We start from the raw sequence: 26,393 nt of genomic DNA on the forward strand, positions 1-26,393 counted from the left end.
GACTAGGAAGAGTCGCGGAGCCGCGACCGCACGATCGCGAGCACATCCGCCCCGTATGTCTGCAGCTTCTTGGCCCCGATGCCCGGGATCGACACCAGTGCCTTGTCGTCGGCGGGCCGTTGTTCGGCGATGGCTGTCAAGGTCGTATCGCTGAACACCACAAAATGGGGCAGCTTCAGTTCGTCGGCCTTCTCGCGACGCCATTCCTGCAGGGCCACCAGCAGTTCCGGGTCGATGTCGGCCGGGCAGCGCGAGCAGCGGCCGAGCATGGTGGCCTGGGTGTTCAGCAGTGGACGGCCGCAGACGCGGCAGGTCGGGTGCACGCGTTTGGGGCCGGGGCGGCGGTCGGTGGTGTGGGTCGCGATGCGCGAGGCCGGGGAATCATCGGGGACCAGGCCGATGAGGAACCGGGAGCGGCGGCGCACCTTGCGGCCGCCCGCGGAACGGGCCAGCGCCCAGGACAACTGGAGGTGCTCGCGCGCGCGGGTGACGCCGACGTAGAGCAGGCGGCGTTCCTCCTCCAGGGCGGCCTCATCGGAAACCGTTGCGTCCGGGCCGAGTACGTGCTGGATGGGCATGGTGCCGTCGGCCAGGCCGACCAGGAACACCGCATCCCATTCCAGGCCCTTGGCCGCGTGCAGCGAGGCCAGGGTGATGCCCTGCACGGTCGGTGGGTGCCGGGCCTCGGCGCGGGCGGCCAGCTCGCGCAGCAGGCCGGTCAGGTCGAGTTCGGGGTCGTGCTCGGCGAGTTCCTCGGTCAGCTGGACCAGGGCCATGAAGGACGACCACTTCTCGCGGGCCTGCACACCGACGGGCTCTTCCTTGGTGAGCCCGATCCCAGCCAGCGCAGCGCGGACCAGGGTGACCAGTTTTTCGCCGCGGGCATCGGGCAGGTCCTCGCGGTTGGCGGTCTGGCGCAGGGTGGAGACCGCCTGCCGCACCTCGGGCCGGTTGAAGAAGCCCTCGCCGCCGCGCACCTGGTAGGCGATGCCCGCCTCGGTCAACGCCTGCTCGTAGACCTCCGACTGGGCGTTGATGCGGTAGAGGATCGCGATCTCGGATGCGGGAACACCGTTTCCGAGCAGTTTGGCGACCGCCTTGGCGACGGCGGCGGCCTCGGCGGGCTCGTCGTCGAATTCGGCGAAGGTCGGTTCGGGTCCGTCCGGGCGCTGGCCGATGAGCTGCAGCCGGGTGCCCGCGATGCGGCCGCGGGCCGCCCCGATCACCCGGTTGGCCAGCGACACCACCTGCGGCGTGGAGCGGTAGTCCCGTTCCAGGCGGACCACGGTCGCGTCCGGGAAGCGGCGGGAGAAGTCGAGCAGATAGGAAGGGCTGGCCCCGGTGAAGGAGTAGATGGTCTGGTTGGCGTCGCCGACCACGGTCAGATCGTCGCGATCGCCCAACCAGGCGTCGAGCACCCGCTGCTGCAGCGGGGTGACGTCCTGGTACTCGTCCACCACGAAACAGCGGTACCGGCCGCGGAACTCCTCGGCGACCGAGGTGTAGTCCTCGAGCGCGGCGGCGGTGTGCAGCAGCAGATCGTCGAAGTCGAGCAGCAGGCCCTCGGGCGTGGTCTTGAGCGCCTCGTAGTAGGTGTAGACCGCGGAGACCTTCTTGGCCTCGAACGGCACGTCGCGGTGGCGGCGGCCCACTTCACCGGCGTAATCCTCGGGCGCGATGAGCGAGCCCTTGGCCCATTCGATCTCGCTGATCAGATCGCGCAGGCTGTCGGTGTCGGTGGGCAGCCCGGCCCGCCCGGCGGCCTGAGCCACGATGGGGAACTTGCCGTCGATGAGCCGCCACGGCACATCGCCCACGACCTGGGGCCAGAAGTATTTGAGCTGCCGCAGCGCGGCGGCGTGGAAGGTGCGGGCCTGCACCTGCCCGGCCTCACCGCTCAAACCCAAGGCACGCAACCGATTCCGCAGCTCCCCCGCCGCACGGGCGGTGAACGTCACCGATAGCACCTGATCGGCCCGCACGTGCCCGGCCGAGACCAGATGCGCGATGCGGTGGGTGATGGTGCGCGTCTTGCCCGTTCCCGCGCCGGCCAGCACGCACACCGGTCCCCGGGGCGCGCGCACGGCCGCGGCCTGCTCGGCATCGAGTTCGTCGAGCCGGAGCTGGGCCTGGGTGGTCGCGGCAGTCACGCGCTCCATCATGACAGTGCCCTCCGACAGGTGCGGCGGCCCTCGGCGTGGCGGCACGGAAACCGGGCAGATGCCGGGCGGTCCGGTTAGCGTGCGGATGTGGTCAATGAGACACCTGGGACCGGCGGCGCTGAGACACCGGAGACCGGCAAGGCCGGAACACCCGATACCGGCGGCGACGCGTCAACCGAGACATATGAGCGGCACGCGAGTTGGATCGAGCTGTTCTTCGACCTCGTCGCGGTGGCGGGCATCGGCCAACTGACCCACCTGCTGCACCGGGGACCCTCACTGGGCGATTTCGCCCTGTACGTGGCGCTCTACCTGGCCTTTTGGATGGTGTGGGCCTGCATCACGCTGTACGGCAATATCGAGCGTGACAACGCTCGGGTGCCGTTGATGCTCGCGGCCATGCTGGGTCTGGGCTTGATGGCCGCCGCGGTGCCAGGGATTCCGGAGCGGCACGCCACCACCTTCGCCGCGGTGTATGTCTTGGTCCGGCTCGGGTCCGAGCACCTGTTCGGCCGCGGCCGGATCGTGGTCGACTGGCCGTCGATGCAGCTCACGATCGGCGTGTACCCGTGGGTCATCTCGCTGTGGGTCGGCGAGCCGGGCAAGTACTGGCTGTGGGCGGTGGGTCTGGCGCTGGATCTGTACGTCATGTTCGCGATCAGCGGCGAGAAGATGCTGGCCGAAGGGCGCAAGCGGCTGCAGGCCAGGGTGCGCCGCATCCAGCAGAGCCCGCGCTACGACCCCGACCGTTTCGAGCGACGCAAAGTCCCGAAAATGGAAGTGCTGCACGCGGATCCGGCGCACCTGGGCGAACGCCTCGGCCTCTACGTGATCATCGTGCTCGGTGAGGGGGTCATCGCGATCATCACCGCGCTCGGCGGCGTCCAATGGAACGCCGGGGTGTTGGCTCTCGCCTTCGCCGCCTTCGTCATCCTGGCCGGCCTGTGGGCGCTGACGCTGCTGTTCGGTTTCATCCCCCGGCTCATCGTCGACGTCGTCGCCGCCGAGAACGAACCGTGGCAACGCATCATGCTCACCCACTGCGGCGTCACCGGCGCGATCGCCACCCTGGCAGCAGGATTGGGCCTGGCCATGGACCACGCCCACGGCCACCTCACCACCGGCGTCGGCTGGGCGCTGTGCGGCGGCGCCGCAGCCTATTTCGCGGTAGTCGGCGTGAGCGGCGTGCGTAGCGGCGCCGGGTGGCGCTGGCTCCTGGTCTGGCCCCTCCCCTGCGCAGCACTCGCCGTAATCCTCGGCGTCTTCGCCACCCACCTCACCGCCCTGCCGCTGGTATGCGCGGTCGCGGCGCTGGTCATCTGGCCGCTGCTGTGGGAGACCTGGGCAGCGGGCAAGTGGCGCAACGGTTCCGGCGCGGCGTAGGAGTGCCCCTCGTCATCCCGGCGTGCTTTTGGCCGGGATCCATGGCGGCACGGTGGATTCCGGCCAAGAGCACGCCGGAATGACGGGGTCATGCACGCCGGAATGACGGGGTCATGTCAGCCGCGGTCGCGGAGTTGGCGTAGGGCGGCGGTGAAGCGCGGGCCACTGTCGCCGAGCGGGGCGAAGAAGTCGCGGTCGCAGGCTTCGACCGCGCCGATGGCCCGATTGACAAGGGCCGCACCGGATTCGGTGGGGACGAGGGATTTCGCGCGCTTGTCGGTGGGGTGGTCGCGGCGTTCGAGGAGACCCTTTTGTTCCAGGGTGCGCAGGACCTGGGAGGTCATCATGGGGTCGGTGGCGGCTTGATCGGCGATGTCGCGCTGGGTGACCGGGTCGCCGCCCGACCGGCCGGTGAGCCAGGTCAGGGAGGCGAGCAGGACGAATTGGACGTGGGTGAGGTCGAAGGGGGCGAGGGCCGCGCGCTGGGCGGCCTGCCAGCGGTTGGTCACCTGCCAGAGCAAGAGGCCGGGGCTTTCGTCGGCGTGCTCGAATTCGGTGTGCAGTCCGCCATTCGTCACTGGCCGACCATAGCGCGCGAGATGAGGTCGAAATCGTGGGCGGTGAGTTCGACCAGGCCGCGGCGCAACACGATTCCCCAATTGGGGACGCTGGTGAGATCGAGTTCGGTGCGCAGGTCGTCGATCGGGACCTGGCGGGCGTCGGGGTCGTAGTCGACCGCGCGCCGCCACGGGCGGAAGCAGCCGCCCGCCTCCTCGACCTGCCAGGCCGGGCCCTCGGCGATGGTGCCGAGGGCGGTGAAGGATTTGATCGGTTCACCCTCGCGCATGCCGGTGCGGGGCGAGTAGTAGACGAGGCCGTCGCCGGGGCTCATGCGTTCCACGGCGGCGCGCTTGCCGTGATTGGCTTGTGCGAAGCCGAGTTCCACGCCGCGGCGGACATGGTCGCGGGAGACGACGCCGAGCCAGTATCTGGTGGTCATACCAGCACCGCCTCGGCGGCCGCGACCAGCGCGTCGACATCGTGCTGCACGGTCTTGGCGAGGTCGCCGCCCAGGATCTTGTTCCAGAGTCCGCGCAGCGGGCCCTCCATGGTGATGCGGACCGTGACAGTGGTCAGACCATTTTCGACGACCACCTTGTGGGCGAAGATCAGCCGCGCGCCGAGCAGCTTGGACGTGTCGACGAATTCGGAATCGGTGAGCTTGGTGACCACGAATTTGGTCTTGGGACCGCCCTTGGGCTTGAGGGTCCCGGTCGCACCCTGGACGAACGGGCCATCGAGGACCACCCATTCGGTGTCCTGATTCCATTCCGGCCAGGTGGCCATGTCGGCCCACTTGGCGAAGAAGGCGGCGGGAGCGGCGGTCGAGGTGGCGGAGGCTTCAGCGATGAACGTCATGCAATTAGTATGCGCGCTTACTATTTATCTCGTCAACCCCTGATCATCGATCCGCTCACAGCGCCCCGATGAGGGGAACACGATCAGCTCGGAGTATGTTGCACGACTCGTGACTGCCACCGACCTGACCATGTACTCGACGACCTGGTGCGGCTACTGCCGTCGTCTCAAGACCCAGCTCGACGAGGCCGGGATCACCTACGAGGTGATCGACATCGAAGACCATCCCGAGGCCGCCGAGTTCGTCGGCAGCGTGAACAACGGCAACCATGTGGTGCCGACGATCAAGTACCGGGACGGCTCGACCGCCACCAATCCGAGCCTGGCTCAGGTCAAGGAAGCACTCGCCACCATCGGCTGAGTTCCACCACATATAGATGAAGCCGCACACCGAGGGGTGTGCGGCTTCACGCTGTGCCCTGAACTACTCCCAGGCAGCCCAGGATTCGACGATCGTCCGGGCGATCGAAATCGACCCCGGCAGCAGCAGTTTCCGATCCGTGGTCTGCAGCACCTCGGTGTTGTCGCGTCCCCACGCCCCCGCGGCCAGCGCCTCGCGCACCTCGTCGCGCGTGAACCAGTACGCCTCGACGATCTCCCCGTCGTGGAAGGTCAAGGGCTGCTCCGGATCCGCGACGGCGGTGAAGCCGAGCATGAGCGAGCGCGGGAACGGCCAGGGCTGGCTGCCCAGGTAGCGGATCTCGCGGACGTCGACGCCGACCTCCTCCTTGATCTCGCGTTCCACGCAGCGCTCGAGCGACTCCCCCGCCTCCACGAATCCGGCCAGCAGCGAGAACAGCCCCTCCGGCCAGGAGTTCTGGCGGCCGAGCAGCACGCGGTCGCCGGGCTCGTCGGTGATGAGGCAGATGACGGCCGGATCGGTGCGCGGGAATTCCTCGTGCCCGGCCTCGCTGGTGCGCGACCAGCCGCCATTGGTGGAGACGGTCGCGGTGCCGTCGGCGGAGCTGTAGCGGGCCTTGCCGTGCCAGTTCAGCAGGGCGATAGCGGTGGCGAGCAGGCCGGTGCCGAAGTCATCGAGTTGCAGGGTGGCCCCGTAGGCGCGCAGATCCGCGAGCTCGCCCTCAATGGTGTTGTCGCGCACCGCCCACAGGTGGATGCCGTCGTCCACGCCCAGGAAGACGGCGTCGACGGCCGGCTCGGCGGCGAGGGTGGTGGCCGGTTCCAGCACCACGGTGCCGCCGTCGATGCGGACCTGGCCACGCTTGTTCATTCGAAGGAGTTTCGCCTGCGCCCAGCCCTCTTTCAGGGCCTGCTCGTCGGCGCGTAGGTGTTCCGCGCGGTCGAGCGTGGAACGGGACAGCACCGGAACCGCATTCAGCTGAAAACCTGACACGGTTCGAGACTAGCCGGACCGGGTTATCCGGCTGAGACGCGGCGCAGATACAGCAGTTTGTCGCTGCTCTCCAGCGCGTCGGTCTCGGGTTCGCCGACGCGGATGAGCCGGCCGTCGCGGACCACGCCGAGCACGATGTCGCGCAGGTGGCGCGGGGAGCCGCCGACCTCCTCGGTCTCCACCTCGCGTTCGGCGATGGCGAAACCGGCTTCGGGGGTGAGCAGGTCCTCGATCATGTCCACCACGGCGGGGGTGGTGGTGGCGATGCCGAGCAGGCGGCCAGCGGTTTCGGAGGAGACGACCACCGAGTCCGCGCCGGACTGCCGCAGCAGGTGGGTGTTCTCGGCCTCGCGCACGGCGGCGGAAATCTTTGCCTTGGGATTGATTTCGCGCGCGGTGAGGGTGACCAGCACCGCGGTGTCGTCGCGGTTGGTGGCGACCACGACGGCGGAGGCGTGCTGAACTCCGGCCAGCCGCAACACATCCGACTTGGTGGCCGAGCCGTGCACGGTGACCAGTCCGGCATTGGCGGCGAATTCCAGGACCTGCGGGTCGGTGTCGACCACGACGATGTCATTGGCCTGGACGCCGTCGGCCAGCATGGCGTCGACGGCGGTGCGGCCCTTGGTGCCGTAGCCGACGACCACGGTGTGATTGCGCACGGTGTGCCTCCATCGCTGAATCTTGAACGCCTGCCGGGACCGTTCGGTCAGCACCGACAGGGTGGTGCCGACCAACACGATGAGGAACAAGACTCGCAGCGGCGTGACCACGAGAATATTGATGAGCCGCGCGGTGGGCGTGACCGGTGTGATGTCGCCGTAGCCGGTGGTGGACAGCGACACCGTGGCGTAGTACGCGGCGTCGAGCAGGCCCATCTCGTCGCGGGCGTTGTCGTGGTAGCCGTCGCGGCCGATATAGACGACGACGGTGGCCGCGATGAGCAGCAGCACCGCCAGGCCGACTCGCCGGGCGAGCGAATACCACGGGCTGGACTGCGTGGACGGGATCCGCAGGATGCCGACCAGCGCGAAATCGGGGCGGTCGTTCAGGTTGCCCAGACCGCGCGACGGGTCACCGAACACGCGAATCACCGGACCCTGCGGAGACTTCTAGCTGCGGCACAGGTCCGGAGCGTACCGGGCGCGGCAAGATTCCCCCGTCATCCCGGCATGGTTTTGGCCGGGATCTCGCCTCGAGGAGGTGGATTCCGGCCAAAAGCACGCCGGAATGACGAGGAGCAACTCCCCTGAATGACCGGGAGGCGCTACCAGTCCGGTGGCAGTGATTCGACGTCGGGCGGGGGTTCGAAGTCGAAATCGAGGGGGACGTCGAACTCCGACGGGGGACGCAGCATTTCGACGTCGGTGGGTTCGGGTGGGCCCGGATCGTCGTCGTCCGGTTCCTCGGCTGGGGGCTGGCGGGGTGGGAGCGGCGGAGCGCGATGGGGTGCGGCGGCGGTGATGATGGCGGCGAGTTCGGTTGGGCCGGGCAGGTGTTCGGGGGCGATGGTGCGGCCGGTGCGGACGTAGTGGAAGGCGGCGACGGTGTTGGCCAGCAGTTCTTCCTCGGGGCGGCCGGTGCGGGCGGCCTCCAGCCGGGCCCAGGCGAGGCGGTAGACGGCGAGCTGGATGGCGACCGAATCCTCTTCCGCGCGTTGGGGTTCGGAGCCGGTCTTCCAGTCGACGACGACCCAGGTGCCGTCGGGGCGGCGGAAGACGGCGTCCATGCGGCCGCGGATCACGGTACCCGCGAGGGTGGTTTCGAAGGAGATCTCCACCTCGACCGGGTTGCGGTCGGCCCACGGGGAGGCGAGGAAGGCCTCCTGCAGGCGCAGCAGGTCGGCGTCGGTGTCGGTGATATCGGCCGCGCCGGGCAGTTCCTCGAAGCCGAGCAGGCGCGCGCCGCCGAACCAGCGCTGCAGCCAGGCATGGAAGGCGGTGCCGCGGCGGGTGTAGGGGCTGGGCGGGTAGGGCAGCGGGCGACGCAGGCGCGCGGCCAGTTTCGCGGGATCGGCGCGCAGGTCGACCAGGGAGGTGGCGGCGAGCTGGCCGGGGAGTTCGACCTCGCGCACGGCCTGTTCGGCGGCCAGGTGCTCGGCGATGAGGGCGTCGACGTCCTCGGCCCAGCCTTCGGGGTCGTCGTCCTCGACCGGCTCGGGATCGGTTGCGGGGCCGCCGAATTCGGGGCCGAAGTCGAGTTCGGTCTGCTGGGGACGGGATTCCGCGCGCAGCGCGGTGAGCGCGGCCTTGACCAGTTCCACGCCCTCCTCGACGAATTCGCGGCGGGAGCCGAGCGGATCGCGGGGCCAGGTGGCGGTCTGCGGGTTGTCGGTGAAGGGGTTGGGGGTGTCGGGCAGGGGCGGATCGTCCCAGCGGTCGATGCGGACGGTGCGCGACAGCGCCGAACCCGGGGCCTCGGTCTCGTGTTTGAGCTCGAGTAGAAAAGCGGAGGGGCCCTTGGGTTTCGAGCCGGTCTCCGACCAGTGGTGGGCGGAGACGAACAGGGCGCGCTCGGTGCGGGTGAGGGCCACGTAGAACAGGCGGCGTTCCTCGTCGAGGCGGCGGGCGGCGAGGGCCTTCTTGTGCTCGTCGAGGGCGCGTTCGAGGTCGGCGCGGTCGTAGATGTCGTCGAGATCGAGGACGGGGACGCCGTCGGTGGCGTCCTCCTGTTCGCGGTCGCCGCGCAGGGCGGTGGGGAGTTCGGCGAGCGCGCCCATCCAGGTGGCGGTGCCGGTGCCGGACGGGAAGGTGCCGTCGACCACGTGCGGGACCGCGACCACCTCCCATTCCAGGCCCTTGGCGGCGTGCACGGTGAGCACCTGGACGCGGTCGTGCGCGACCTCGACTTCGCCCGGCTCCAAACCGTTTTCGACCTCCTCGGCGGCGGCGAGGAAGTCGAGCAGGCCGTTCAGCGACGAGCGGTGGTCGGCGGAGTATCCGGCCACGACCTCGGCGAAGGCGTCGAGATGTTCACGGCCCGCGGCGGATTGGGCGCGGCGGGCCTGGGTTTCCACGCCGACGCCGATGGTGCGCTCCACATCGGCGACCAGTTCGGCCAGCGGCTGCCCGGCCCGCTCGCGCAGGGCCGAGAGCTCCTGGCCGAGCGCGGTGATGCGGGCGAAGCCCTGGGGCGAATACTGTTCGGCGTCACCGGGATCGGCGATGGCGTCGCCGAGACCGGCCTTCTCGGCGGGTTCGGGGGCGACCTCGCGCAGGGCCTCGTCGAGGGTGGCGGTGTCGGTGATGGCGTCGGACTGCCCGGCGGGCCGCCGGATGGACAGCTCGCGGGCGCGCCGCGAGAGGGCCGCGATATCCGAGACGCCGATCCGCCAGCGCGCACCGGTCAGAATGCGCACCGCCGCGCTGCCCGCCGCAGGGTCGGCAATCAGGCGCAGGGTGGCGACGATATCGGCGACCTCGGGCGTGTGCAGTAGCCCGCCCAGGCCGACGATCTCGACCGGTAATCCGCGCTCGCGCAAGGCTTCCGCCAATGGTGCCGCGTCGGCATTGCGCCGCACCAGCACCGCCGAGGTCGGCGGCGGCAGGTCGTCGTCGGTCGCGGCCTCCCACTCCGCCGCGATCCGCTCCGCCACCCAATCGCGTTCCTCCACAATGGTTTCCGCCAGCGCAAAGGCCACCGTCCCCTCCCCTGCCCCGGGTCGCGGCCGCAGCGCGTCAACGGTCACACCCCCACCCCGGGCCGCCCGCTCCCGCAGCGGATCCGACACCAGATTCGCCAGATCCAGCGCCTCCGGTGGATTTCGCCAGCTGGTGAGCAGCGGCAGGATCGGCGCGGGAATGCCTGGCGCAGCGGGGAAGTCGGTCGCGAAGCGCGGCAGGTTGGCCGCCGACGCGCCACGCCAGCCGTAAATGGACTGCATCGGATCGCCGACCGCCGTGACCGCCAGCCGATGCCGCGCAGCCCCTCCCGTCACCCCGACCTCCCCTCCAGTCACCCCGACCTCCCCTCCCGTCACGTCGGCAGCCCCTCCCGTCATCCCGGCATGCTTTTGGCCGGGATCCATACCGTCGGAGTGGATTCCGGCCAAAAGCGCGCCGGAATGACGGGGTGGGGCATCGGCCGCACGGTCGGATGGGGCCGGGGCCGCCGCACCGAAAAGCGAGGACAGCAGGATTCGCTGGGAGTGGCCGGTGTCCTGGTACTCGTCGAGCAGGACGAGGCGGAAGCGATCGCGTTCGGCGGCACCGACTTCCGGGTGGGTGGCGGCCAGGCGGGCCGAGAGGGACATTTGAGCGCCGAAATCCAATGCGCCGCGGCGGCGGAGTTCGTCGGCCAGGCGCTCCACCAGGGGTAGCAGGGCGACGCGTTCGTGTTGGGCCTCGAGCAGGTCCAGTAGGGCCTTCTTGGGGCCGCCCTTCTGGCGGGGGCCGGCGGGCAGGGTGTGGATCAGGCGCTCCAATTCCACGTGGGCCATGGCCAATTGGTGCGGTTCCACCAGGTGTTCGGCGAGCTGGCCGGACAGGGCCAGGACCGCTTCGGTGACGCCGACGGGGCTGCGGTCGGTGTCGAGGTCGCCGTCCCAGGTGGAGACGACGCGGTAGGCCAGCTGCCAGAGCTGGGTCTGGGTGAGCAGTGTGGCGGTGGGTTCCACGGGGAGGAGCAGGCCGTATTCGGTGAGGAGGCGGCCCGCGTAGGAGTGGTAGGTGCTGATCTCGGGTTCGGAGCCGGTGAGCAGGCCGCGCAGTCGGCCGGTGGGGTCGATGTCGCGGATGATGGGTGCGCCCGCGAGCCGCGCCAGTCGGGTGCGGATGCGGGTTGTCAACTGCTGGGCGGCTTTTCGGGTGAAGGTGAGGCCCAGCACCTGTTCGGGTTCGACCAGGCCGTTGGCGACCATCCAGACGACGCGGGCGGCCATGGTCTCGGTCTTGCCCGCGCCCGCGCCCGCCACCACCAGGGTGGGGCCGGAGGGGGCCGCGATGACGGCGGCCTGCTCGTCGGTCGGCGGCGGCAGGCCCAGCGCGTCGGCGAGCTGACGCGGCGTGACGCGCCCGCCCGGGACGCCTTCGCCCGCAACGGAATCGCCAGGCGACGCGCTCACTGGTCGGTCACCTGGCGGCCCGTGTCCTGGACCGGGCAGCTGCCCGCGACCTTGCAGTGGCGGCAGCCGTCATTGCGCATGGCCAGGTAGCTGGGGCCCTTGGAGGCGTCGGCGGCGTCGTGGATGACGCCGCGCCAGGTGTCGATGCCCTCGGCGTCCAGCGGCGGCTGCATGCGCTGGGTCGCGCCCTCCTTGGAGTTGGGCTTGGCCACGTACACCAGGCGCGCGCCGCCGGGCTCGCCTTCGCCGAGGGCGCCCTCGGCGGCGGCGACCTGGTAGGTGGCCAGCTGCGCGTGCTCCTCGGCGGCCTGTTTGGAGATGGGGGTCTTGCCGGTCTTCACATCGACGATGACGAAGCGGCCCAGCGCATCTCGTTCGACGCGGTCGACGCGGCCGCTGATCCGCACCGGGTGCTCGTCGGGGCCGCGCGCGGGGAGCACGCAGTCCACCGGGACCTCGACGCCGATGGCGGTGAGCTCGTCGCGGGTATTGCGCAGCCAGGCCAGGAAGGTGTCGACCATGGTCTCGGTGCGGCGCAGTTCCGCACGGGAATGCCAGTTCTCGCCGTCGCGGGCGCTGGGGTCGATCTTCTTCCACGCCTTGACCAGGGCCTGCTTCACCTGGGCCTCATCGACCTGTCCGGCAAGGGCCTGCACCAGGGTGTGGACGAGATTGCCCTTGAGAGCGTGCGGGTTCTCGCCGTCGCCGCCGCCGTGGCGTTCCAGCGCCCAGCGCAGGGGGCAGGTCTTGAGCTGGTCCACGGTGGACGGGGACAGCGAGATCGCGCCGTCCACGCTGTCCCACAACGGATTCGAGGACGACAGCTCGGCGGTTCCGTACCAGTCGTCGGGATGCGCGCCACGGACACCGGCGCGAGCCAGCCGTGCCAGCTGCCGGGCCGCGCGCATCCGGCGCTCCGGAGAGGTTTCGGGATCGCATGCGGCGGAACGCAATTCAGCGATGAGAGCATGCATGGCCAGGGCGCGGCCGGGGTCGACCGGCGGCGGGATCCGCCCCGGATTCCCGTCAGCGGCGTCGGCGTCCATCTCCGCCAGGAAGCGTGAGGGCACCAGATCCTGGTCGCCGGTCACCGATTCGACCGCCGTCACCAGCAGTGATCGCCGCGCCCGGCTGCACGCCACCAGCAGCAGTCGCCGTTCCTCGGCCAGCAGCGGCGCGGCGCGGCTCACCTTCTCACCCGAACCGGCCACCCCCGCAAGCAGATCCACGAGATCCTCGACGCCGAGCAGGGTGCCGCGCGGCCGCAGGTTCGGCCAGATCCCCTCCTGCACGGCCGCCACCGCAACGGTGTCCCACTCCCGCCCCGCCGCCGCGTGCGCGCTGCAGATGGTCACCGCCTCACCAGGATCGGTGACCGGCGCATTGTCCTGCGGAATCTCCTGCTGCTCCAGGTATTCCACAAACCCTTCAATGGTCGCCCGCGGCAGCCGATCCACATACGCAGCGGCCGCCTCGAACAGCCCCACCACCGCATCCAAATCCCGATCCGCCTGCATCCCGACCGCTCCCCCGCGCTCGGACTGCCCCACCCACCGCCGCTCCAACGTGGACGCGGTCCAAATCCCCCACATCACATCCTCGAGCCCACCCCCATCCCGCCGGATCTTCCGAGCCCGCCGCATAGCCTTGAGCACCCGCTCCAACGGCGCGGCCTCAACCTTGGTCAGCCTCTCCAGAACAGCCCGATTCCCCACCCCCACAAGCAAATCCCGCAGAATCTCCGCCGACGACCGATCCAAATCCGCGTACCGCTCCGCGTACAGATCGACGTCACCCCCACGCGAGGAACTCACCGCCGACCCGCTGGCGGGCTGCTCGCCGCCGCGCTGGTCGTGACCCGAATCCAGTCCGGCCGCAGCCGATCCCGCCGGATCCGCCGCCGCTTCGGCGTGTGCCGCAGCGCTCGGTGTCCCGGCGGCTTCGGTAGCTTCCGCTACGCCATCGGCGTCGTCGCGGGCGCGCTCCGGATACCCGAGTTCCAGCACGCTGCGCCGGATACCGCGCCGCAGCCGCCGCAGGCTGATCTGATCCGCACCACCCAGTGGTCCCGCGAGCAGATCCAGCGCATCATCGGCCGTGAACGAGATCGGCCGCGGATGCCGCACCGACGTCGGATCCCCCGCCGTAATCGCCCGCAGCGCCAACAACATCCATACCGCGCCCCGTCGCCGCGCTAGTGGCACGTCGGCCGGAGGCTGCCGCACCGGTACCCCGGCCGCCAGCAGCGCCCGCCGCAGCGGCGCGAGCGACAGCGGCACCGACCGCACGATCACCGCCATGCGAGACCAGGGCACGCCGTGGCTGAGATGCGCCCGCCGCAGATGGTCGGCGATGAGCGCTGCCTCCTTCGCGGGCGTGGTCAACACCTGCACTCGCGCCTCACCGGCGGATTGCTCAGTGCCCCAGGCATTCACGACCACATCGGCGGACTGCGGCCGCGAAGCTTCACCCGTCATCCCGGCATGTTTTTGGCCGGGATCCACATCGCGATCGTGGATTCCGGCCAAAAGCGCGCCGGAATGACGGGGGTGGTCGTTGCCGGTCGTGGCGTGGCCGTTTACCGGGTGGCCGTTGCCGTTTGCCGGGTCAACGCCTCCAGACGCCAGGTCTTCTGCGATTTCGCGGAGGAAGTCAGTGGTGGCCGGGGCACGGCGAAGGTCTGGCGGTGGGGTCCGATGCGATGCAGAACCCGGGAGGCGGGCGGCTATGCGGTCGGCTAATTCTTGGATTGCGGTGGCGGAGCGGTGGTTGCGGCGCAGGATGATTCGGCGGTCGGCCGGGGCTTCGGGGTCGGTGGCGAAGCGGGGGTCGGCGCCTCGGAAGGTGTAGACGGATTGGTCGGGGTCGGCGGCTATGACGGTGGTGGCGCCGCCGGCGCCGAGGGCGCGGATGAGTTGGGCGGCGTGGGGGTCGAGGTGTTGGGCGTCGTCGGTGAGGATGCAGTGGAGGCGATCTCGTTCGGCGGCAAGGAGTTCGGGGTCGGCGTGGAAGGCGTCGAGGGTGGCGGTGACGAGTTCGGCGGCGTCGAGGGCGGGGGCGGAGGCTTCGGGGACGTCCATGCCGACGGACCAGCGGAGCATCATGATCTGTTCGTAGCGTTCGGCGAAGCGGCCGGCGGCGACCCATTCGGGGTGGCGGTGGGTGCGGCCGAGTTCGATCAGGTCCTCGGGGCCGAGGCCGCGTTCGGTGGCCCGCAACATGAGGTCCCGCAATTGTTCAGCGAATCCGGCGGCGGGCAGGGCGGGATGCAGTCGCTCGGGCCAGTCCTCGGCGCCGTCGGCTAGGTCGCCGCGCAGCATTTCGCGAATCACGATGTCCTGCTCGGATCCGGTGAGCAGCCGCGGCGGCGGATTGCCGTGGTGCGCCGCGAAGGTGCGCAAAAGTCCGAAGGCGTAGGAGTGGACGGTCCGCACCAGCGGTCCCCGGGTGGCTCCCGGGACCCCGCCCAGCTCCGGGTCGGCCTCGGCGATGCGGGCGGTGATGGCGGTGCGGACCGCGGTGGCCGCGCGCTTGGTGTAGGTGAGCACCAGCACCGAATCGGGCGCGGCCCCGGACAGGATGCGGGCGGCGGCGATATCGACGAGCAGCGCGGTCTTGCCGGTCCCGGGACCGCCGAGCACCTGCCACGGCCGCCAGCCGGGATCCGGGCCCAGGTCGTCGAAGAGCGGCCCGAGCTCGGCGTTCCACTCCCGCGAGGGAGTCTCCGCCTCGGCCCGGCGCACGAGTTGCACCGAGCTATATGACCGCATCACGCTGGCTATTTCAACAGACCGCCCCGACAGGTTTCGTTTGCCATGAGTTGTCCGTGCCGCCGATCACAGTGCGCGGGATGTTCACATCGCGGGAGGCGGGCTGAACACGGCGGGCGCAGGCAGCAGAATGGGCTGCGTGGTGGAGCTTCATATGCATCGTTTCGGTCCCTCGACCGGTCCGGTCGTCCTGGCATTGCACGGGTTGACGGGTCACGGCCGACGCTGGCAGCGGCTGGCCGACGATCATCTCCCCGATGTCCGGATCCTTGCACCGGATCTGCGCGGGCACGGGAGGTCGCCCGGCGTGCCGCCGTGGGATTTCGAAACTTTGGTCGATGATCTCGTGGCGCTGCTGCGGACCGAGTCCAGCGAACCCGTGGTGGTGCTCGGGCACTCGTTCGGCGGGGCCATCGCGGTGCATCTGGCGCGCCGCCACCCGGAGCTGGTGCGGGCGCTGGTGCTGCTGGACCCCGCGATCGGCCTGGAGCCCGACCGCATGCTGCAGATCGCGAATTCCATGCTGGCGGCACCGGATTACGCGAGCGCCGAGCAGGCCCGCTTCGACAAGCTGGAGACCGCCTGGGGCGAGCTGGACCCGGCGGTGCTGGACGCCGAACTGACCGAACATCTGGTGCCCACCGCGAACGGCCGCGTCGGCTGGCGCATGACCATGCCCGCGATCATCGCGTTCTGGGGTGAGATCGCCCGCGAGTTCGTGCTGCCGCCCGGTGATACGCCGACGGTCATGGTGCAGGCGATGAAGGTGGACCCACCCCTGGTGTCCCCCGCCTTCCGCGCGGCGCTCATCGAGCACCTGGGCGACCGACTAACGGTCCACGACTTCGATTGCGACCACATGGTGGCCCAGGCCCGCCCGGCCGAGACCGCCGCTTTGGTCCGCACCGTCCTCTGATTTCGACCGGAAAAGCCAACCGGAGGCTCGAAATGCCAACCACCGAAGCAGAAATCGAGCGTGTGCGGGAATTGGTGGCATCGATTCCGCCCGGCCGGGTCGCCACCTACGGCGATATCGCGGCCGCGGCGGGCCTGTCCACTCCGCGCACGGTCGGCTGGATCATGCGCACCGATGCCGCGGATCTGCCCTGGCATCGGGTACTGCGCGCAAACGGTACGCCCGCACCACATTTGGCGCATCGGCAACTGTCCGAGCTCATCGCGGAGGGCTGCCCGATCACCGACGGCCGGGTGGATCTGCGCCGCGCCCGGCACACCTTCCCCGAATAGCGAACGGGGCACCCGCCCCGCCGGTTACCGTGAAAGCATGTCCACCCGACTGGCGTGCGTGGTGTTCGATGCGATCGAGCCCAGGACGGTGGCCCGGTTCTGGGCCGAGCTGCTGGGCTGGGAGGTGACGGTCAACCGCCCCGGGCAGGTCGATATCGCCGCCCCGGATCCGGACGCACCGGACGTGGCCCTCACCTTCCTGCCCGCCCGGCGTCCCAAGACCGCGCTCAATCGCATCCACCTGGATCTGTGCAGCCGTTCGCTGGATCATCAACGGCTGCAAATCGATCGCGCGCTCTCCCTCGGCGCCCGCCGGGTGGACATCGGCCAGGGCGCCGCGCCCTGGACCGTGCTGGCCGATCCGGAGGGCAACGAGTTCTGTGTGCTGGAACCGCGCGAGGAGTACGTGGACACCGGCGCGGTCGCCGCGATCGTGATGGATACCCGGGACCCGTTGCGGCTGGCCGAATTCTGGTCCACCGCCGCGGGCTGGCCGCTCACCCATGAGCGGTCCGACTATGCGGGCATCCGTGCCGCCACGGGGCAGGGCCCGTGGCTGGAGTTCCTGCGGAAACCGGACGCACCGACCAAATGCGGCCGCCTCCACCTGGACCTCGTCGCTTTCCCCTCCGACGATCCCGTCGAGGAGGCGGCCCGATTGCGGGCCGCTGGCGCGGTCTCCCTTTCGGCCGGTTCGAGCGCACCCCCGGCGAATGATCCGGTGATGGTGCTCGCCGATCCGGAAACCAACGAATTCTGTCTGCTACGAACAATTATCGACTGACAGTGTCAATCCAAAAGAGCGTCCGACCCTCCCACTTCCCCGCGGAGGCTCGGGCGAGCGGAATCCGCTCAGGCAGCGCCGCGCTCGTAACGCCGGCGCTCGCGCGGCGACAGGCCGCCCCAGATCCCGAAGCGCTGATCGTGGCTGAGCGCGTAATCGAGGCATTCCTTGCGCACCTCGCAGGAGGAGCAGATGCGTTTGGCTTCACGGGTGGAGCCACCCTTGTCGGGGAAGAATGCCTCGGGATCGGTCTGCGTGCACAGCGCCTGCTGATGCCAGGATTCGGAGTCGGATCCATCGCGCCGGGCGAGGGTTTCGAACATGGCGTCGAAATTGGTGAAAAGCAGCTTCACTTCCTCTATCCCTTCACTTCTACGTTCACTACATGAGTTTTGAAAGAAAACGAGCGGTACGTTTTACTGGCGGCCCATCGAGTTACGGGCGACCCATCGAGCAATCGCCACTGACCGCGGCCAGCTTGGCCTGCTCGCCATTGACGAAGACCCGGCGCGCGTGCACCGCCGCGGGAGCACCCGACCAAGGCGCCAACGCGGTGGTGAACATGAGTTCGCACCAACTCAATGCGGGAACCTCGCCACCGGCGAGGGTATTCAGCAGTGAAAGTTCCTGATCGCTGTCGTTCCACGCGGCGAACAGCCATCCGGCGTCCAGCCGGCCCAGGAATTCTTCGGCGTCCTCCGGAAGTCCGAGCGGGGCATCGACCGCGAGGTGCACTACCGCGGAAATCGCATGGCGCATACGCGCATCCAGGCCGACTCCGTCGTGCAGCAACAGACCTTCGAGCGACTCCCGCAATCCAGCGCCGCGATCGATCCGGAAGTCATTTCGGCGGGCTGCGGTGGTGACGTCGAACATTGTTTCCTCCCTAGAAATTGCGCTTGTCCCAAAAGCGCCACGGCCTGATTAAAAAGGCATCGTGATCTTGTTGTCCAGTTTTGAGGCAATCTGGGGCAAACCCCTAGCAGTACTGACACTGGCCAGTGTTGGTACCCGTCGGGAACCTCACCGCAGGGTGCCTGACACCAGGCGGGCAAACATATAGGGAACGACCGCTCTCGCCGTTTAGGGTCATGACCATGCCTTATGTGCGATCAGGTTCAGCCACGGTTCATTACGTCACCAGCCAAATCAACGGTCCGACCTTGTTGCTCGCCCACGGATTCTTCATGGACGAGTCGATGTTCGATCCCATGCGCGAATCTCTGGCAGCCGCCGGTATCAATCTCGTCACGGTCGACGCTCGCTGCCACGGACGCACCCAGTCACCCGATGGCGAACCATTCAGCTATTGGGATCTCGCCGCCGACGGATTGGCGGTGCTGGACGAACTCGGAATCGAGAAGGCGGTCGTCGGCGGAATGAGCCAGGGCGGGTATGCGGCTTTGCGCATGGCATTGCTCGCACCCGAACGGGTCCAGGGCCTGGCGCTGATCGATACCGAGGCGGGTGCCTGCAGCCCGTCCGAATTGGCTTTCTACCGAGAATTCTTCGAGCGCTGGACCAGTGAGGAGCCGATGGCCCCGCTGGTCGCCGAATTGGCCCCGCAGATCATCGGCGGCACCGATCCGCGGCTGTGGCGCGCGTGGACCAGCCGCTGGTACGGCTCGGACCGCCAGGCCATCGTGCCGGCCGCCCGCTGCCTGATGGACCGGCGCTCGGTGCTGCACCGACTACCGGAGATCACGGCTCCGACCCTGGTGGTGCGCGGCAGCCACGATGCCACCAGCACCGCCCAGAAGTCCGAGGCGCTGGCCGCCGGGCTCTCCGGCGCGGACGGCGTGGTCACCATCCCCGGGGCCGGGCACGGCGCGGCCTGGACGCATCCTGAAGTGGTTGCGCCGCTACTGGTCCGGCTGGTCGCGCGGGCGACCGCCAAGCCGGAGAGCAAGCTGGCGCGGGCGCTGAGCGCGCCGTGGCCGAACCGGCGCGGGGGTCGCGAGATCCAAGCCGCCCAGTGACGGCGGAGAGCAGGCGGGGCAATCGAAACGCGTAGGCCGTGACCCTGGGGGTCACGGCCGATTGGTTTTCGGTACGGCTCGGCCCTAGTTGGCCTCTCCGGCCTCGTGCCAGCTCGGAATACCCAGGAAGATCTGAATCTGGCTGGGGTAGGCCGCGTTGAAGACGCTGAACAGCTGCACGGCGATATCGAAGCGGCGCCCGGTCTCGCGCTCGCGCAGCCGCATGGTGGCGCGGGGCCGCCCGTAGGCCGCGACGCCCTCGTCCCACATTTCCCGGAAAAGTCCGAATCGTCCGAGTTCTGCCAGGAATTCAACCGACCAGGCGGTATCTCCTGAGCTCGCGATCAGACCGCGCAGCCAGTGCACGGTCAGCCGGACCTCCTCCTCCCACTCGACCATGACGTCGCGGGCGGCCTCATTGCCCAGGAACCAGCGCAGGATATTGATGTCCTGTGCCAGCCCGGGGAAAGCCTTGGCGTAACTTTCGTTGCAGGCCAACACATTCCAGCGGGTGTCGACGTAGGCGGCCAGATTCGGCTCGTGCAGATCGAGCGCGCGGCGCATGTCGTCGGTGATTTCGGACCGCAGTTGTTCCACGGTCGGGAATTCGCTGACCCCCAGTCCGGCCAGATCGAGCAGATGGCGGCGCTCGACGGCGGACAGCGGGGTTATTCGGTCCAGATATCGCAGCAGCGCATCCACCACTTCGCGCGTCGGATGGCCGCGATCGCCCTTCTCCAAATGGCTGATGTAGCTGGCGCTCACACCGGCATTGAAGGCCAGCCTTTCGCGTGATACCCCGCGCGCGTCGCGCAACCGGCGCAGCAGCAGGCCGAATGTGGGCGGCTTCAGATCGTCGGAGTCCCTATCCGGTTTCACGCCCAGCACCACGCCGTTCCCTCTCCACAAACATTCAGCAAACCAACCTTCATCGCTCTGGGTCCTCCTGGTACCGGACAGTGGGACCCGGTGTGACGCCTGGTGTGAACTGTGACGAACGCCGCGTACTGCGCCAGTTCATCAGCTCGGATACTGCCATATGAGATTGTTCCAAACGTTAAAACAAGACCATTTCTACTATGTGTCGTGCCACATCACATAACGTAACGAGTATCCGCAATTACTTGGCTAGCGCGCGAATCGGGCACGCCCGACAAGCCGGGAACGGCCTGCCACTACGATCTTCAACCATGTCCAGTCTGTTCGCGACGCACAGCGCACCGGGATCCGGCTCGTGAGCCCCATCGATGCCATCGTGCTCGCCGGCGGCAAGGCCAGCCGCATGGGCGGAGTGGACAAACCGGCCATCGTGGTCGGCGGGCAGTCCATGCTCGACGCGGCGCTGACCGCGGTCGCGGGCTGCGCGCGCACGGTCGTGGTGGGCCCGCACCGGCCCGAGCTGCCGCCGGAAATCCTTCAGGCACAGGAGATACCGGCCGGGGCCGGTCCGGTCGCGGCCATCGCGGCGGGGCTGGGCGCGCTGGCCGGTTGTGAGTTCCCGGCCGGGCTGATCGTGGTGCTGGCCGCCGACATGCCGTTCCTCACCGCGGCGGCGATCGACGAACTGCTGTCGCACGCAAGGGAATCGGGGGCCGACGCGGTCTTCGCGGCGGATGCCTCGGGGCGGCCGCAGTATCTGGTCGGGGTGTGGCGGCGGGCGGCGCTGACCGCGGCGCTGCAAGGTTTGGACTCCCTGGTGAACCGGCCCATGAAGGCGCTGGTGCCGGTGGACACCGCCATGGTGGCACTGCCCGGTGTGGAGGATTGCGACACACCCGAGGATGTGCGGCGGGCCCGGACCGGGGCCGCGCGCTCGGCGGACCCGCTGTGGCTGGACGAGGCGCGGGAGACGCTGCGCCGGAACATCTCTCCGCTGCCCGTGCGGCACGCGGTGCTGCGCGCGGCGCGGGGCGCGACCCTGGCCGTTCCCCTGCGTGCCGCGGACGCGCTGCCGCGCTTCGATGTCTCGGCCATGGACGGCTACGCGGTCAGCGGCGACGGGCCGTGGCAGCTGCGCCGCGATATCGGCTTCGCGGGCGGCGAGCGGCCGGTGGGCCTGCTCGACGGCGAGGCGGTGCGGATCGCCACCGGGGCGCACGTGCCCGACGGGACGAGTTCGGTGGTGCGCGACGAATTCGTGCGGATCGACGAGGACGGCACGCTGTATCGCCTGCCGGACACTCCGATTCGCGAGGATGTGCGCCGCCGTGGCGAATATTGGCTGCCCGGTGACGAAGTCGCGGCCGCGGGCACCCCGGTGAACGCGGCGCTCATCTCGGTGGCGGCCAGCGCCGAGGTGACCGCCGCGGACGTGCGCGGCCCGGTGCGCGCGCGAATCGTCATGACCGGCGACGAGATTCGCGGCGACGGCCCGCTGCACACCGGCCAGACCCGCGACTCGATCGGGCCCATCCTGCCCGATCTGCTGTCCTGGTACGGCGTGAGCGTGCTGGAGCGGGTTCACCTGCGCGACACCGCGAATGCCTTCGACGAGGTGCTGGCCGCGGCCACCGATTGCGATCTGCTGGTCATCGTCGGCGCCACCGGCGGCGGCGCGGCCGACCAACTGCGCTCGGCCCTGGACCGCACCGACGCCTCGATCCTGCTGCGCCGCCTGCGCCTGCGGCCCGGCGGCTCCACCGTGGCTGCGCAATTGGCCACCGGCGCAGTGGTTCTGGGCCTGCCCGGCAATCCGTTCGCGGCGGTGGCCACCCTGCTGAGCCTGATCGGCGCGACCGTGGAGGCCCTGACCGGCGCGACCCCGGCCCACCGCATCATGGGCCCGCTGGTCAATGCCGGTGAGCTGACGGCCCCCGTGAATCGCATCGTCCCCGCCCGCGCCCTCCCGGAGGGCGGCTTCCGCGGTGTCCTCCAACTGCGCACGGCCCACCTGGCCGACCTGCTCCACCACGACGGCGTGGTCATCGTCCCCGCCGACGCCGAAGACGGCGCCCTCGCCGAATTCATCCCTCTGCGAGGCTGATCACCCCGGTCATTCCGGCGTGCTTTTGGCCGGGATCCACCCCGCTGCAGTGGATCCCGACCAAAAGCACGCCGGGATGACGGGAGGCCGCCGAGCTGACGGGAGATCGCCGGGATGACGAGGCGGTCGCTGAGGCACGGCCTCAGTAGAGGGCTTCCACCACCATGGCGTTGGCTTGGCCGCCGGATTCGCACATGGTCTGGAGGCCGTAGCGGGCGCGGCGTTCGCGCAGGGCGTGGACGAGAGTGGCGGTGATGTCGAGCTCGGCCCGGCCGAGATTCCAGCGGGCGGTGATGAGTTCGGCGCTGATGCCCTGCCACGGCACGCCCTGCGGATAGCGCTCCAGAAAGGCCGCGCCGGTTAGGTTGTCGGCGTCGAGCAGGCTGGTGCCCATCGGGATCCGGCTCACCGATTCCACCCCGGTGGCGACCGCGATCTCGCAGTCACCGGCGATGACGGCGTGCGCAGCGCCTGCTGGCTGGCGCTGCACTGGCGGTCGACGGTGGTGGCGGGCACCGATTCCGGATAGCCGGCGGCCAGGGCACCCGAACAGCATCCAAGGTACCCCACCCCGGTAGCGACGGCAGAACCGCTGCACTCCAGGGGAATTGCGGTGTGAGCACATCGCCCGGAACGGGTGAGACCGGGTCAGCCGGGCAGTCCGAGAATCGTCAGCAACTGCCCGGGGTAGGCCGCGCCGTCCAGCCGTCCGGTCTGGGCGTAAATCCGGCGGCGCAGCCCGGTCACCGGATTGCGCAGGTGCAGTGTCCATACGTGGGGCGCGAACTCCACGCCGCCTTCCGACCACGCCTGCCGGAATTTCGGGAATTCGCCGAGTTCGCGAATGAGATCGGCGAATCCGTCCACATTGCCTGACCGCCCGATCAATCCGCGCATCCAGCGTGCGACGCGGCGGGCATCCTGATCCCAGTTCACCATGACCCGGGTCGCCAGCTCGTTGCCGAAGAACCAGCGCAGCATATTGCCGTCCTCGCGGACACCGGGAAAGGCATCGTCCCAGCTGTCGTTGCTGGCCAGCAGATTGGCTTGAATGTCGAGCAGCGCGGCCAAATTCGGGCTGTGTAGTTCCAGGGCGCGGGTCATCTCGGGGGTGATGGCGGCGCGCAGTTCGTCCACGGTGGGCAGTTCCCCTGTTCCCAGGCCCGCCAGGTCGGTCAGCTGGCGGCGATCCTCGGTGGAGAGGGGGTCGAGCCGGTCCAGGTATCTGGTGAGCGCCTCGACGACTTCGCGGGTCGGGTTTCCGCGGTCACCCTTCTCCAAATGCGTTATGTAACTTGCGCTTACGCCGGCATTGAATGCCAGGCGTTCGCGGGAAACACCGCGATTGTCGCGCAGGCGGCGGAGGAGGTTTCCGAAGGTGGGTGCTTCGAGTTCCCTGAAATCCTGTCCGCATACCGCTCTCGCGCCCACGTGGTTCCCTCCGTCGCGGAATCCCGTCGGCCCCTCGCCTCCCCGTGGAGGCCCCGCCGAGATCACCCTCAGGACGGATACTTACACAGATTTCAATACAATCCGTTTCCCACGGCGCACACAATTAGTATCACCGGATACTCCTATCGGTATATGTCCGGCGGGTCCCTGGTGTTCGGGACCTAATTCTGCTCTTCAAATTACTCTCATGCCCCCAGCGCCAGGGGCAGTGGTGCCGACGAGTTTTCGGCACGCCGCGCCCGCTTCGGATCCGGGGCCGGAACCGCCTCGACGAGGCGGCGCGTGTATTCCTCTCGGGGCGACCGGAAAACGTCCGTGACCGGCCCTGATTCGACAATTCGACCCTCGCGCAGCACGATGGCGCGGTCGGCCACCTGATGCACGACGGCGAGATCGTGACTGATGAAAAGGCAGGCGAATCCGTATTCCTCGCGCAGGTCGGTGAACAGGTCCAGGACACGCGCCTGGACCGAGACATCGAGCGCGCTGGTGGGCTCGTCGGCCACCAGCAGACGCGGCGCGAGGGCGAGGGCGCGGGCCAGCGCGACACGCTGGCGCTGGCCGCCGGAGAGCTCGCCGGGGCGGCGGGTGGCGTAGTCACGGGGCAGGTGCACGGAGTCGAGCAGGTCGCCGACCTTGGCGCGCAGGAGTGCGCCGGAGGCCACCCGGTGGACGCACAGGGGTTCGCCGATGGAGTCGGCGAGGGTGCGGCGGGGGTCGAGGGAGGCGGTCACGTCCTGATGGACCAGGGCGACGTTTTTGCGCAGGCCGCGCAGTTCGCGGCGGGACAGGCCGGTGAGGGAGACGCCCTGCAATTCGACCTCGCCGCTGGTGGCCGGGACGAGTCCCAGGGCGGTGCGGCCGAGAGTGCTCTTGCCGGAACCGGATTCGCCGACCAGGCCGATCACCTCGCGCGGTGCGAGGGTGAGCGACACTCCCCGTAGAGCCTGGAACCGCTGCCCGTGGCGGCGGTAGACGACCGACAGGTCCTCGACACGCAGAACCGGATCCTCGTCTGTCCGGCTCGTCTCGGTCATCCCGGCGTGTTTTTGCGTCTCGGTCATCCCGGCGTGTTTTTGGCCGGGATCCACCCCGGTGCCGTGGATTCCGGCCAAAAGCACGCCGGAATGACGGGGCGCTTCGTTCTGGCGCTCGGACTCGCCGCGCGTGGTTGAATCCGGGAGCTCGGGCACCGCGGCGAGGAGTTCGCGCGTGTAGTCCTCGCGGGGCTCGGCGAAAAGCTCTCGCACCGGCTGGGTTTCGACCACCTGGCCCGCGCGCATCACCACCACGCGGTCGGCGATGGCGGCGACCACGCCGAGGTTGTGGGTAATGAACAGCACCGCGGTGTTGTTGCGGCGCTGCAGGTCTCGCAGCAGGCGCAGGATCTCGGCCTGGACGGTGACGTCGAGGGCGGTGGTGGGCTCGTCGGCGATGAGCAGGTCCGGCTCGCCGGAGAGGGCCAGGGCGATGACGACGCGCTGTTTCTGGCCGCCGGAGAGCTGGTGGGGGTACCAGTCGACGCGCTTCTCGGGCTCGGGGATGTCGACCTGGGTCAGCAGCTCGATGGCGCGGGCCCGGGCGTCGGCCTTGGTGATCGGGCGGTGAGCGCGCAGGGCCTCGGCGATCTGGGTTCCGATGCGCTGCACCGGGTTCAGGGCCGTCTGGGGTTCCTGGAACACCATGGCGGCGCGGGTGCCGCGCAGGGGGCGGAGTTCGTTCTCCGTCGCGCCGATGATCTCGGTGCCGCCCAGGGAGATCGAGCCGGTGGCGGTCGCGCCGGTGGGCAGCAGACCGAGTACGGCACGCGCGGTGAGGGACTTGCCGGAGCCGGATTCGCCGACCAGCGCGACGGTTTCGCCACGTGCGACACTGACGTTCACACCGTCGACGACGGTCCGCGCGCCGAAGCGCACGGTGAGATCGCGGATATCCAGCAGTGTTTCGTCGGTCATCCGAGCCTCCGGGCGCGGCCCAATGCCTGGGCGATCAACAGGAATCCGAGCGTGAGGGCCGAGACCACCAGAAGCGGGCCGACCGCCATGGCGGGATTGGCGTCGAGGTTGCGGGTGGATTCGGCGATGATCGAGCCCAGCGACGGGTCCGGCGGGCGCACGCCGATACCGATGAAGCTCATGGCGCTGTCCACGAATACCGCCAGCGACAGCGAGAGCGCGAACTGCACGGCGAGCGGTTCGATCACATTGGGCAGCACGTGTTTCCGCAGGGTCCAGGCGGTGCTCGCGCCGATCACCTCGGCGGCCTCGACGAAGGGCTGTTCACGCACGGCCAGCACCGCGGTGCGGATCTGGCGGCCGAAGATGGGGATCTCGGCGGCGACGATCACGATGATGACCGCGTGCGCACCCGGTCCGGTGACGGCGCTCAATGCGATGGCGAAGATCAGGGCCGGGAAGGCCAGGATGAGGTCGAAGACGCGCTGCGCCACCACATCCGCGATCGGGTTGACGGTGGCGGCCAGGCCGATGGCCGAGCCGAGTACCGCGCCGACGGGGACCGCGACGAAGGCGATGAGCAGGTCCACGCGGATGCCGTAGAGCACTCGGGTGAAGACATCGCGATTGATGTGGTCGGTGCCGAGCCAGTGATCGCCGCTCGGTCCGAGCAGGTTCGCACCGGGGATCTGTTCCAGCGGGCTGTATTTCGTGAGCAGCCCGGCGGCGAGTGCGGCGACGGCGATTACCGCGATGAGCAGCAGTCCGGCCAGACCTTGCCCGCGCAACAGCGCCCCCGTCATTCCGGCGCGCTTTTGGCCGGAATCCAGCTCGTCCTCATG

The 26,393-nt window shown here is 69.2% G+C and carries 22 protein-coding genes; 7 read left to right on the plus strand and 15 right to left on the minus strand.

Features of this window, described 5'->3' with window-relative positions; all coding sequences use genetic code 11:
- Window positions 1–2: 2 nt before the first annotated feature.
- Window positions 3–2,159 (minus strand): ATP-dependent DNA helicase UvrD2, encoded by a 2,157-nt coding sequence (locus ON43_RS26320; protein ID WP_083913742.1) that lies wholly within the window; start codon window positions 2,157–2,159, stop codon window positions 3–5.
- Between the two features lie 90 nt (window positions 2,160–2,249).
- Between ON43_RS26320 and ON43_RS26325 the strand changes: the two genes are divergently transcribed.
- Complete coding sequence (locus tag ON43_RS26325) at window positions 2,250–3,545, plus strand: low temperature requirement protein A (protein ID WP_083913737.1); 1,296 nt, start codon at window positions 2,250–2,252, stop codon at window positions 3,543–3,545.
- 116 nt (window positions 3,546–3,661) lie between these two features.
- Here the strand turns inward: ON43_RS26325 and ON43_RS26330 are convergent, their stop codons facing one another.
- The 3 genes from ON43_RS26330 to ON43_RS26340 are packed head-to-tail and all read right to left on the minus strand — an operon-like array spanning window position 3,662 to window position 4,964.
- Window positions 3,662–4,123: a MarR family winged helix-turn-helix transcriptional regulator gene (locus ON43_RS26330; RefSeq protein WP_051179249.1), complete on the minus strand. Its 462-nt coding sequence runs from the start codon at window positions 4,121–4,123 to the stop codon at window positions 3,662–3,664.
- Complete coding sequence (locus tag ON43_RS26335; RefSeq protein WP_040811713.1) at window positions 4,120–4,545, minus strand: EVE domain-containing protein; 426 nt, start codon at window positions 4,543–4,545, stop codon at window positions 4,120–4,122. Before ON43_RS26335 ends, ON43_RS26330 begins: the two co-directional genes overlap by 4 nt.
- Window positions 4,542–4,964 (minus strand): SRPBCC family protein, encoded by a 423-nt coding sequence (locus ON43_RS26340; protein WP_040811714.1) that lies wholly within the window; start codon window positions 4,962–4,964, stop codon window positions 4,542–4,544. Before ON43_RS26340 ends, ON43_RS26335 begins: the two co-directional genes overlap by 4 nt.
- A 109-nt stretch (window positions 4,965–5,073) precedes the next feature.
- Between ON43_RS26340 and ON43_RS26345 the strand changes: the two genes are divergently transcribed.
- Complete coding sequence (locus tag ON43_RS26345; protein ID WP_040811715.1) at window positions 5,074–5,325, plus strand: mycoredoxin; 252 nt, start codon at window positions 5,074–5,076, stop codon at window positions 5,323–5,325.
- Between the two features lie 63 nt (window positions 5,326–5,388).
- On the opposite strand, the gene nudC is transcribed toward ON43_RS26345, so the two are convergent.
- The 4 genes from nudC to ON43_RS43930 form a co-directional block, all read right to left on the minus strand.
- Window positions 5,389–6,318 (minus strand): NAD(+) diphosphatase, encoded by a 930-nt coding sequence (gene nudC / locus ON43_RS26350; RefSeq protein WP_040811716.1) that lies wholly within the window; start codon window positions 6,316–6,318, stop codon window positions 5,389–5,391.
- Between the two features lie 23 nt (window positions 6,319–6,341).
- Window positions 6,342–7,403, minus strand: coding sequence for a potassium channel family protein (locus tag ON43_RS26355; protein ID WP_040811735.1), 1,062 nt, complete (start codon window positions 7,401–7,403; stop codon window positions 6,342–6,344).
- A 182-nt stretch (window positions 7,404–7,585) separates the two neighbouring features.
- Complete coding sequence (locus ON43_RS26360; protein ID WP_083913738.1) at window positions 7,586–11,380, minus strand: ATP-dependent helicase; 3,795 nt, start codon at window positions 11,378–11,380, stop codon at window positions 7,586–7,588.
- Entirely contained in the window at window positions 11,377–15,150 is a 3,774-nt protein-coding gene (locus tag ON43_RS43930) for an ATP-dependent helicase (RefSeq protein WP_040811737.1), read from the minus strand. Before ON43_RS43930 ends, ON43_RS26360 begins: the two co-directional genes overlap by 4 nt.
- A 139-nt stretch (window positions 15,151–15,289) precedes the next feature.
- Between ON43_RS43930 and ON43_RS26370 the strand changes: the two genes are divergently transcribed.
- From ON43_RS26370 to ON43_RS26380, 3 genes are read left to right on the plus strand one after another with little or no spacing between them, the layout of a single operon-like run.
- Window positions 15,290–16,066: an alpha/beta fold hydrolase gene (locus ON43_RS26370; RefSeq protein WP_083913743.1), complete on the plus strand. Its 777-nt coding sequence runs from the start codon at window positions 15,290–15,292 to the stop codon at window positions 16,064–16,066.
- 32 nt (window positions 16,067–16,098) lie between these two features.
- Window positions 16,099–16,398, plus strand: a complete 300-nt coding sequence (locus ON43_RS26375) for an MGMT family protein (RefSeq protein ID WP_040811718.1) — start codon at window positions 16,099–16,101, stop codon at window positions 16,396–16,398.
- Between the two features lie 37 nt (window positions 16,399–16,435).
- The gene (locus ON43_RS26380; protein ID WP_040811719.1) at window positions 16,436–17,182 is read left to right on the plus strand and encodes a VOC family protein; all 747 of its coding nucleotides are present in this window, start codon (window positions 16,436–16,438) and stop codon (window positions 17,180–17,182) included.
- A gap of 68 nt (window positions 17,183–17,250) precedes the next feature.
- Here the strand turns inward: ON43_RS26380 and ON43_RS26385 are convergent, their stop codons facing one another.
- Both ON43_RS26385 and ON43_RS26390 read right to left on the minus strand, forming a co-directional pair.
- Window positions 17,251–17,535, minus strand: coding sequence for a WhiB family transcriptional regulator (locus ON43_RS26385; RefSeq protein ID WP_281033342.1), 285 nt, complete (start codon window positions 17,533–17,535; stop codon window positions 17,251–17,253).
- Between the two features lie 82 nt (window positions 17,536–17,617).
- A complete protein-coding gene (locus tag ON43_RS26390) occupies window positions 17,618–18,058 on the minus strand; it encodes a hypothetical protein (RefSeq protein WP_174416495.1) in 441 nt (146 codons plus the stop codon).
- A 221-nt stretch (window positions 18,059–18,279) separates the two neighbouring features.
- Between ON43_RS26390 and ON43_RS26395 the strand changes: the two genes are divergently transcribed.
- Window positions 18,280–19,161 (plus strand): alpha/beta fold hydrolase, encoded by an 882-nt coding sequence (locus tag ON43_RS26395; RefSeq protein ID WP_083913744.1) that lies wholly within the window; start codon window positions 18,280–18,282, stop codon window positions 19,159–19,161.
- 84 nt (window positions 19,162–19,245) lie between these two features.
- Here the strand turns inward: ON43_RS26395 and ON43_RS26400 are convergent, their stop codons facing one another.
- Complete coding sequence (locus tag ON43_RS26400) at window positions 19,246–20,040, minus strand: helix-turn-helix transcriptional regulator (RefSeq protein WP_245568759.1); 795 nt, start codon at window positions 20,038–20,040, stop codon at window positions 19,246–19,248.
- A 355-nt stretch (window positions 20,041–20,395) separates the two neighbouring features.
- Between ON43_RS26400 and ON43_RS26405 the strand changes: the two genes are divergently transcribed.
- Complete coding sequence (locus tag ON43_RS26405) at window positions 20,396–22,144, plus strand: NTP transferase domain-containing protein (RefSeq protein WP_040811720.1); 1,749 nt, start codon at window positions 20,396–20,398, stop codon at window positions 22,142–22,144.
- A 142-nt stretch (window positions 22,145–22,286) separates the two neighbouring features.
- Here ON43_RS26405 and ON43_RS47065 read toward each other — a convergent pair whose 3' ends face one another.
- The 4 genes from ON43_RS47065 to ON43_RS26425 all read right to left on the minus strand — a co-directional run bounded on the left by ON43_RS47065 (window position 22,287) and on the right by ON43_RS26425 (window position 26,354).
- The gene (locus ON43_RS47065) at window positions 22,287–22,634 is read right to left on the minus strand and encodes a hypothetical protein (protein WP_040811721.1); all 348 of its coding nucleotides are present in this window, start codon (window positions 22,632–22,634) and stop codon (window positions 22,287–22,289) included.
- A 158-nt stretch (window positions 22,635–22,792) separates the two neighbouring features.
- The gene (locus tag ON43_RS26415; protein WP_306304982.1) at window positions 22,793–23,641 is read right to left on the minus strand and encodes a helix-turn-helix domain-containing protein; all 849 of its coding nucleotides are present in this window, start codon (window positions 23,639–23,641) and stop codon (window positions 22,793–22,795) included.
- A 140-nt stretch (window positions 23,642–23,781) separates the two neighbouring features.
- Window positions 23,782–25,551 (minus strand): dipeptide ABC transporter ATP-binding protein, encoded by a 1,770-nt coding sequence (locus tag ON43_RS26420; protein ID WP_051179253.1) that lies wholly within the window; start codon window positions 25,549–25,551, stop codon window positions 23,782–23,784.
- Window positions 25,548–26,354 carry an ABC transporter permease gene (locus ON43_RS26425; protein ID WP_051179271.1) on the minus strand — a complete coding sequence of 269 codons (807 nt, stop codon included), beginning with the start codon at window positions 26,352–26,354 and terminating at the stop codon, window positions 25,548–25,550. Before ON43_RS26425 ends, ON43_RS26420 begins: the two co-directional genes overlap by 4 nt.
- Window positions 26,355–26,393 lie beyond the last annotated feature (39 nt).

This window comes from Nocardia concava NBRC 100430 (assembly GCF_000308815.1).
GTDB lineage: Bacteria > Actinomycetota > Actinomycetes > Mycobacteriales > Mycobacteriaceae > Nocardia > Nocardia concava.

What these genes read in the sequence shown, in the direction of transcription:
- ON43_RS26320 (WP_083913742.1), bottom strand. Translation starts at nt 2,159, where the DNA reads ATGGAGCGCGTGACTGCCGCGACCACCCAGGCCCAGCTCCGGCTCGAC.
- ON43_RS26335 (WP_040811713.1), bottom strand. Translation starts at nt 4,545, where the DNA reads ATGACCACCAGATACTGGCTCGGCGTCGTCTCCCGCGACCATGTCCGC.
- ON43_RS26340 (WP_040811714.1), bottom strand. Translation starts at nt 4,964, where the DNA reads ATGACGTTCATCGCTGAAGCCTCCGCCACCTCGACCGCCGCTCCCGCC.
- ON43_RS43930 (WP_040811737.1), bottom strand. Translation starts at nt 15,150, where the DNA reads ATGCGGTCATATAGCTCGGTGCAACTCGTGCGCCGGGCCGAGGCGGAG.
- ON43_RS26375 (WP_040811718.1), top strand. Translation starts at nt 16,099, where the DNA reads ATGCCAACCACCGAAGCAGAAATCGAGCGTGTGCGGGAATTGGTGGCA.
- ON43_RS26380 (WP_040811719.1), top strand. Translation starts at nt 16,436, where the DNA reads ATGTCCACCCGACTGGCGTGCGTGGTGTTCGATGCGATCGAGCCCAGG.
- ON43_RS26390 (WP_174416495.1), bottom strand. Translation starts at nt 18,058, where the DNA reads ATGTTCGACGTCACCACCGCAGCCCGCCGAAATGACTTCCGGATCGAT.
- ON43_RS26395 (WP_083913744.1), top strand. Translation starts at nt 18,280, where the DNA reads ATGCCTTATGTGCGATCAGGTTCAGCCACGGTTCATTACGTCACCAGC.
- ON43_RS26420 (WP_051179253.1), bottom strand. Translation starts at nt 25,551, where the DNA reads ATGACCGACGAAACACTGCTGGATATCCGCGATCTCACCGTGCGCTTC.
- ON43_RS26425 (WP_051179271.1), bottom strand. Translation starts at nt 26,354, where the DNA reads ATGACGGGGGCGCTGTTGCGCGGGCAAGGTCTGGCCGGACTGCTGCTC.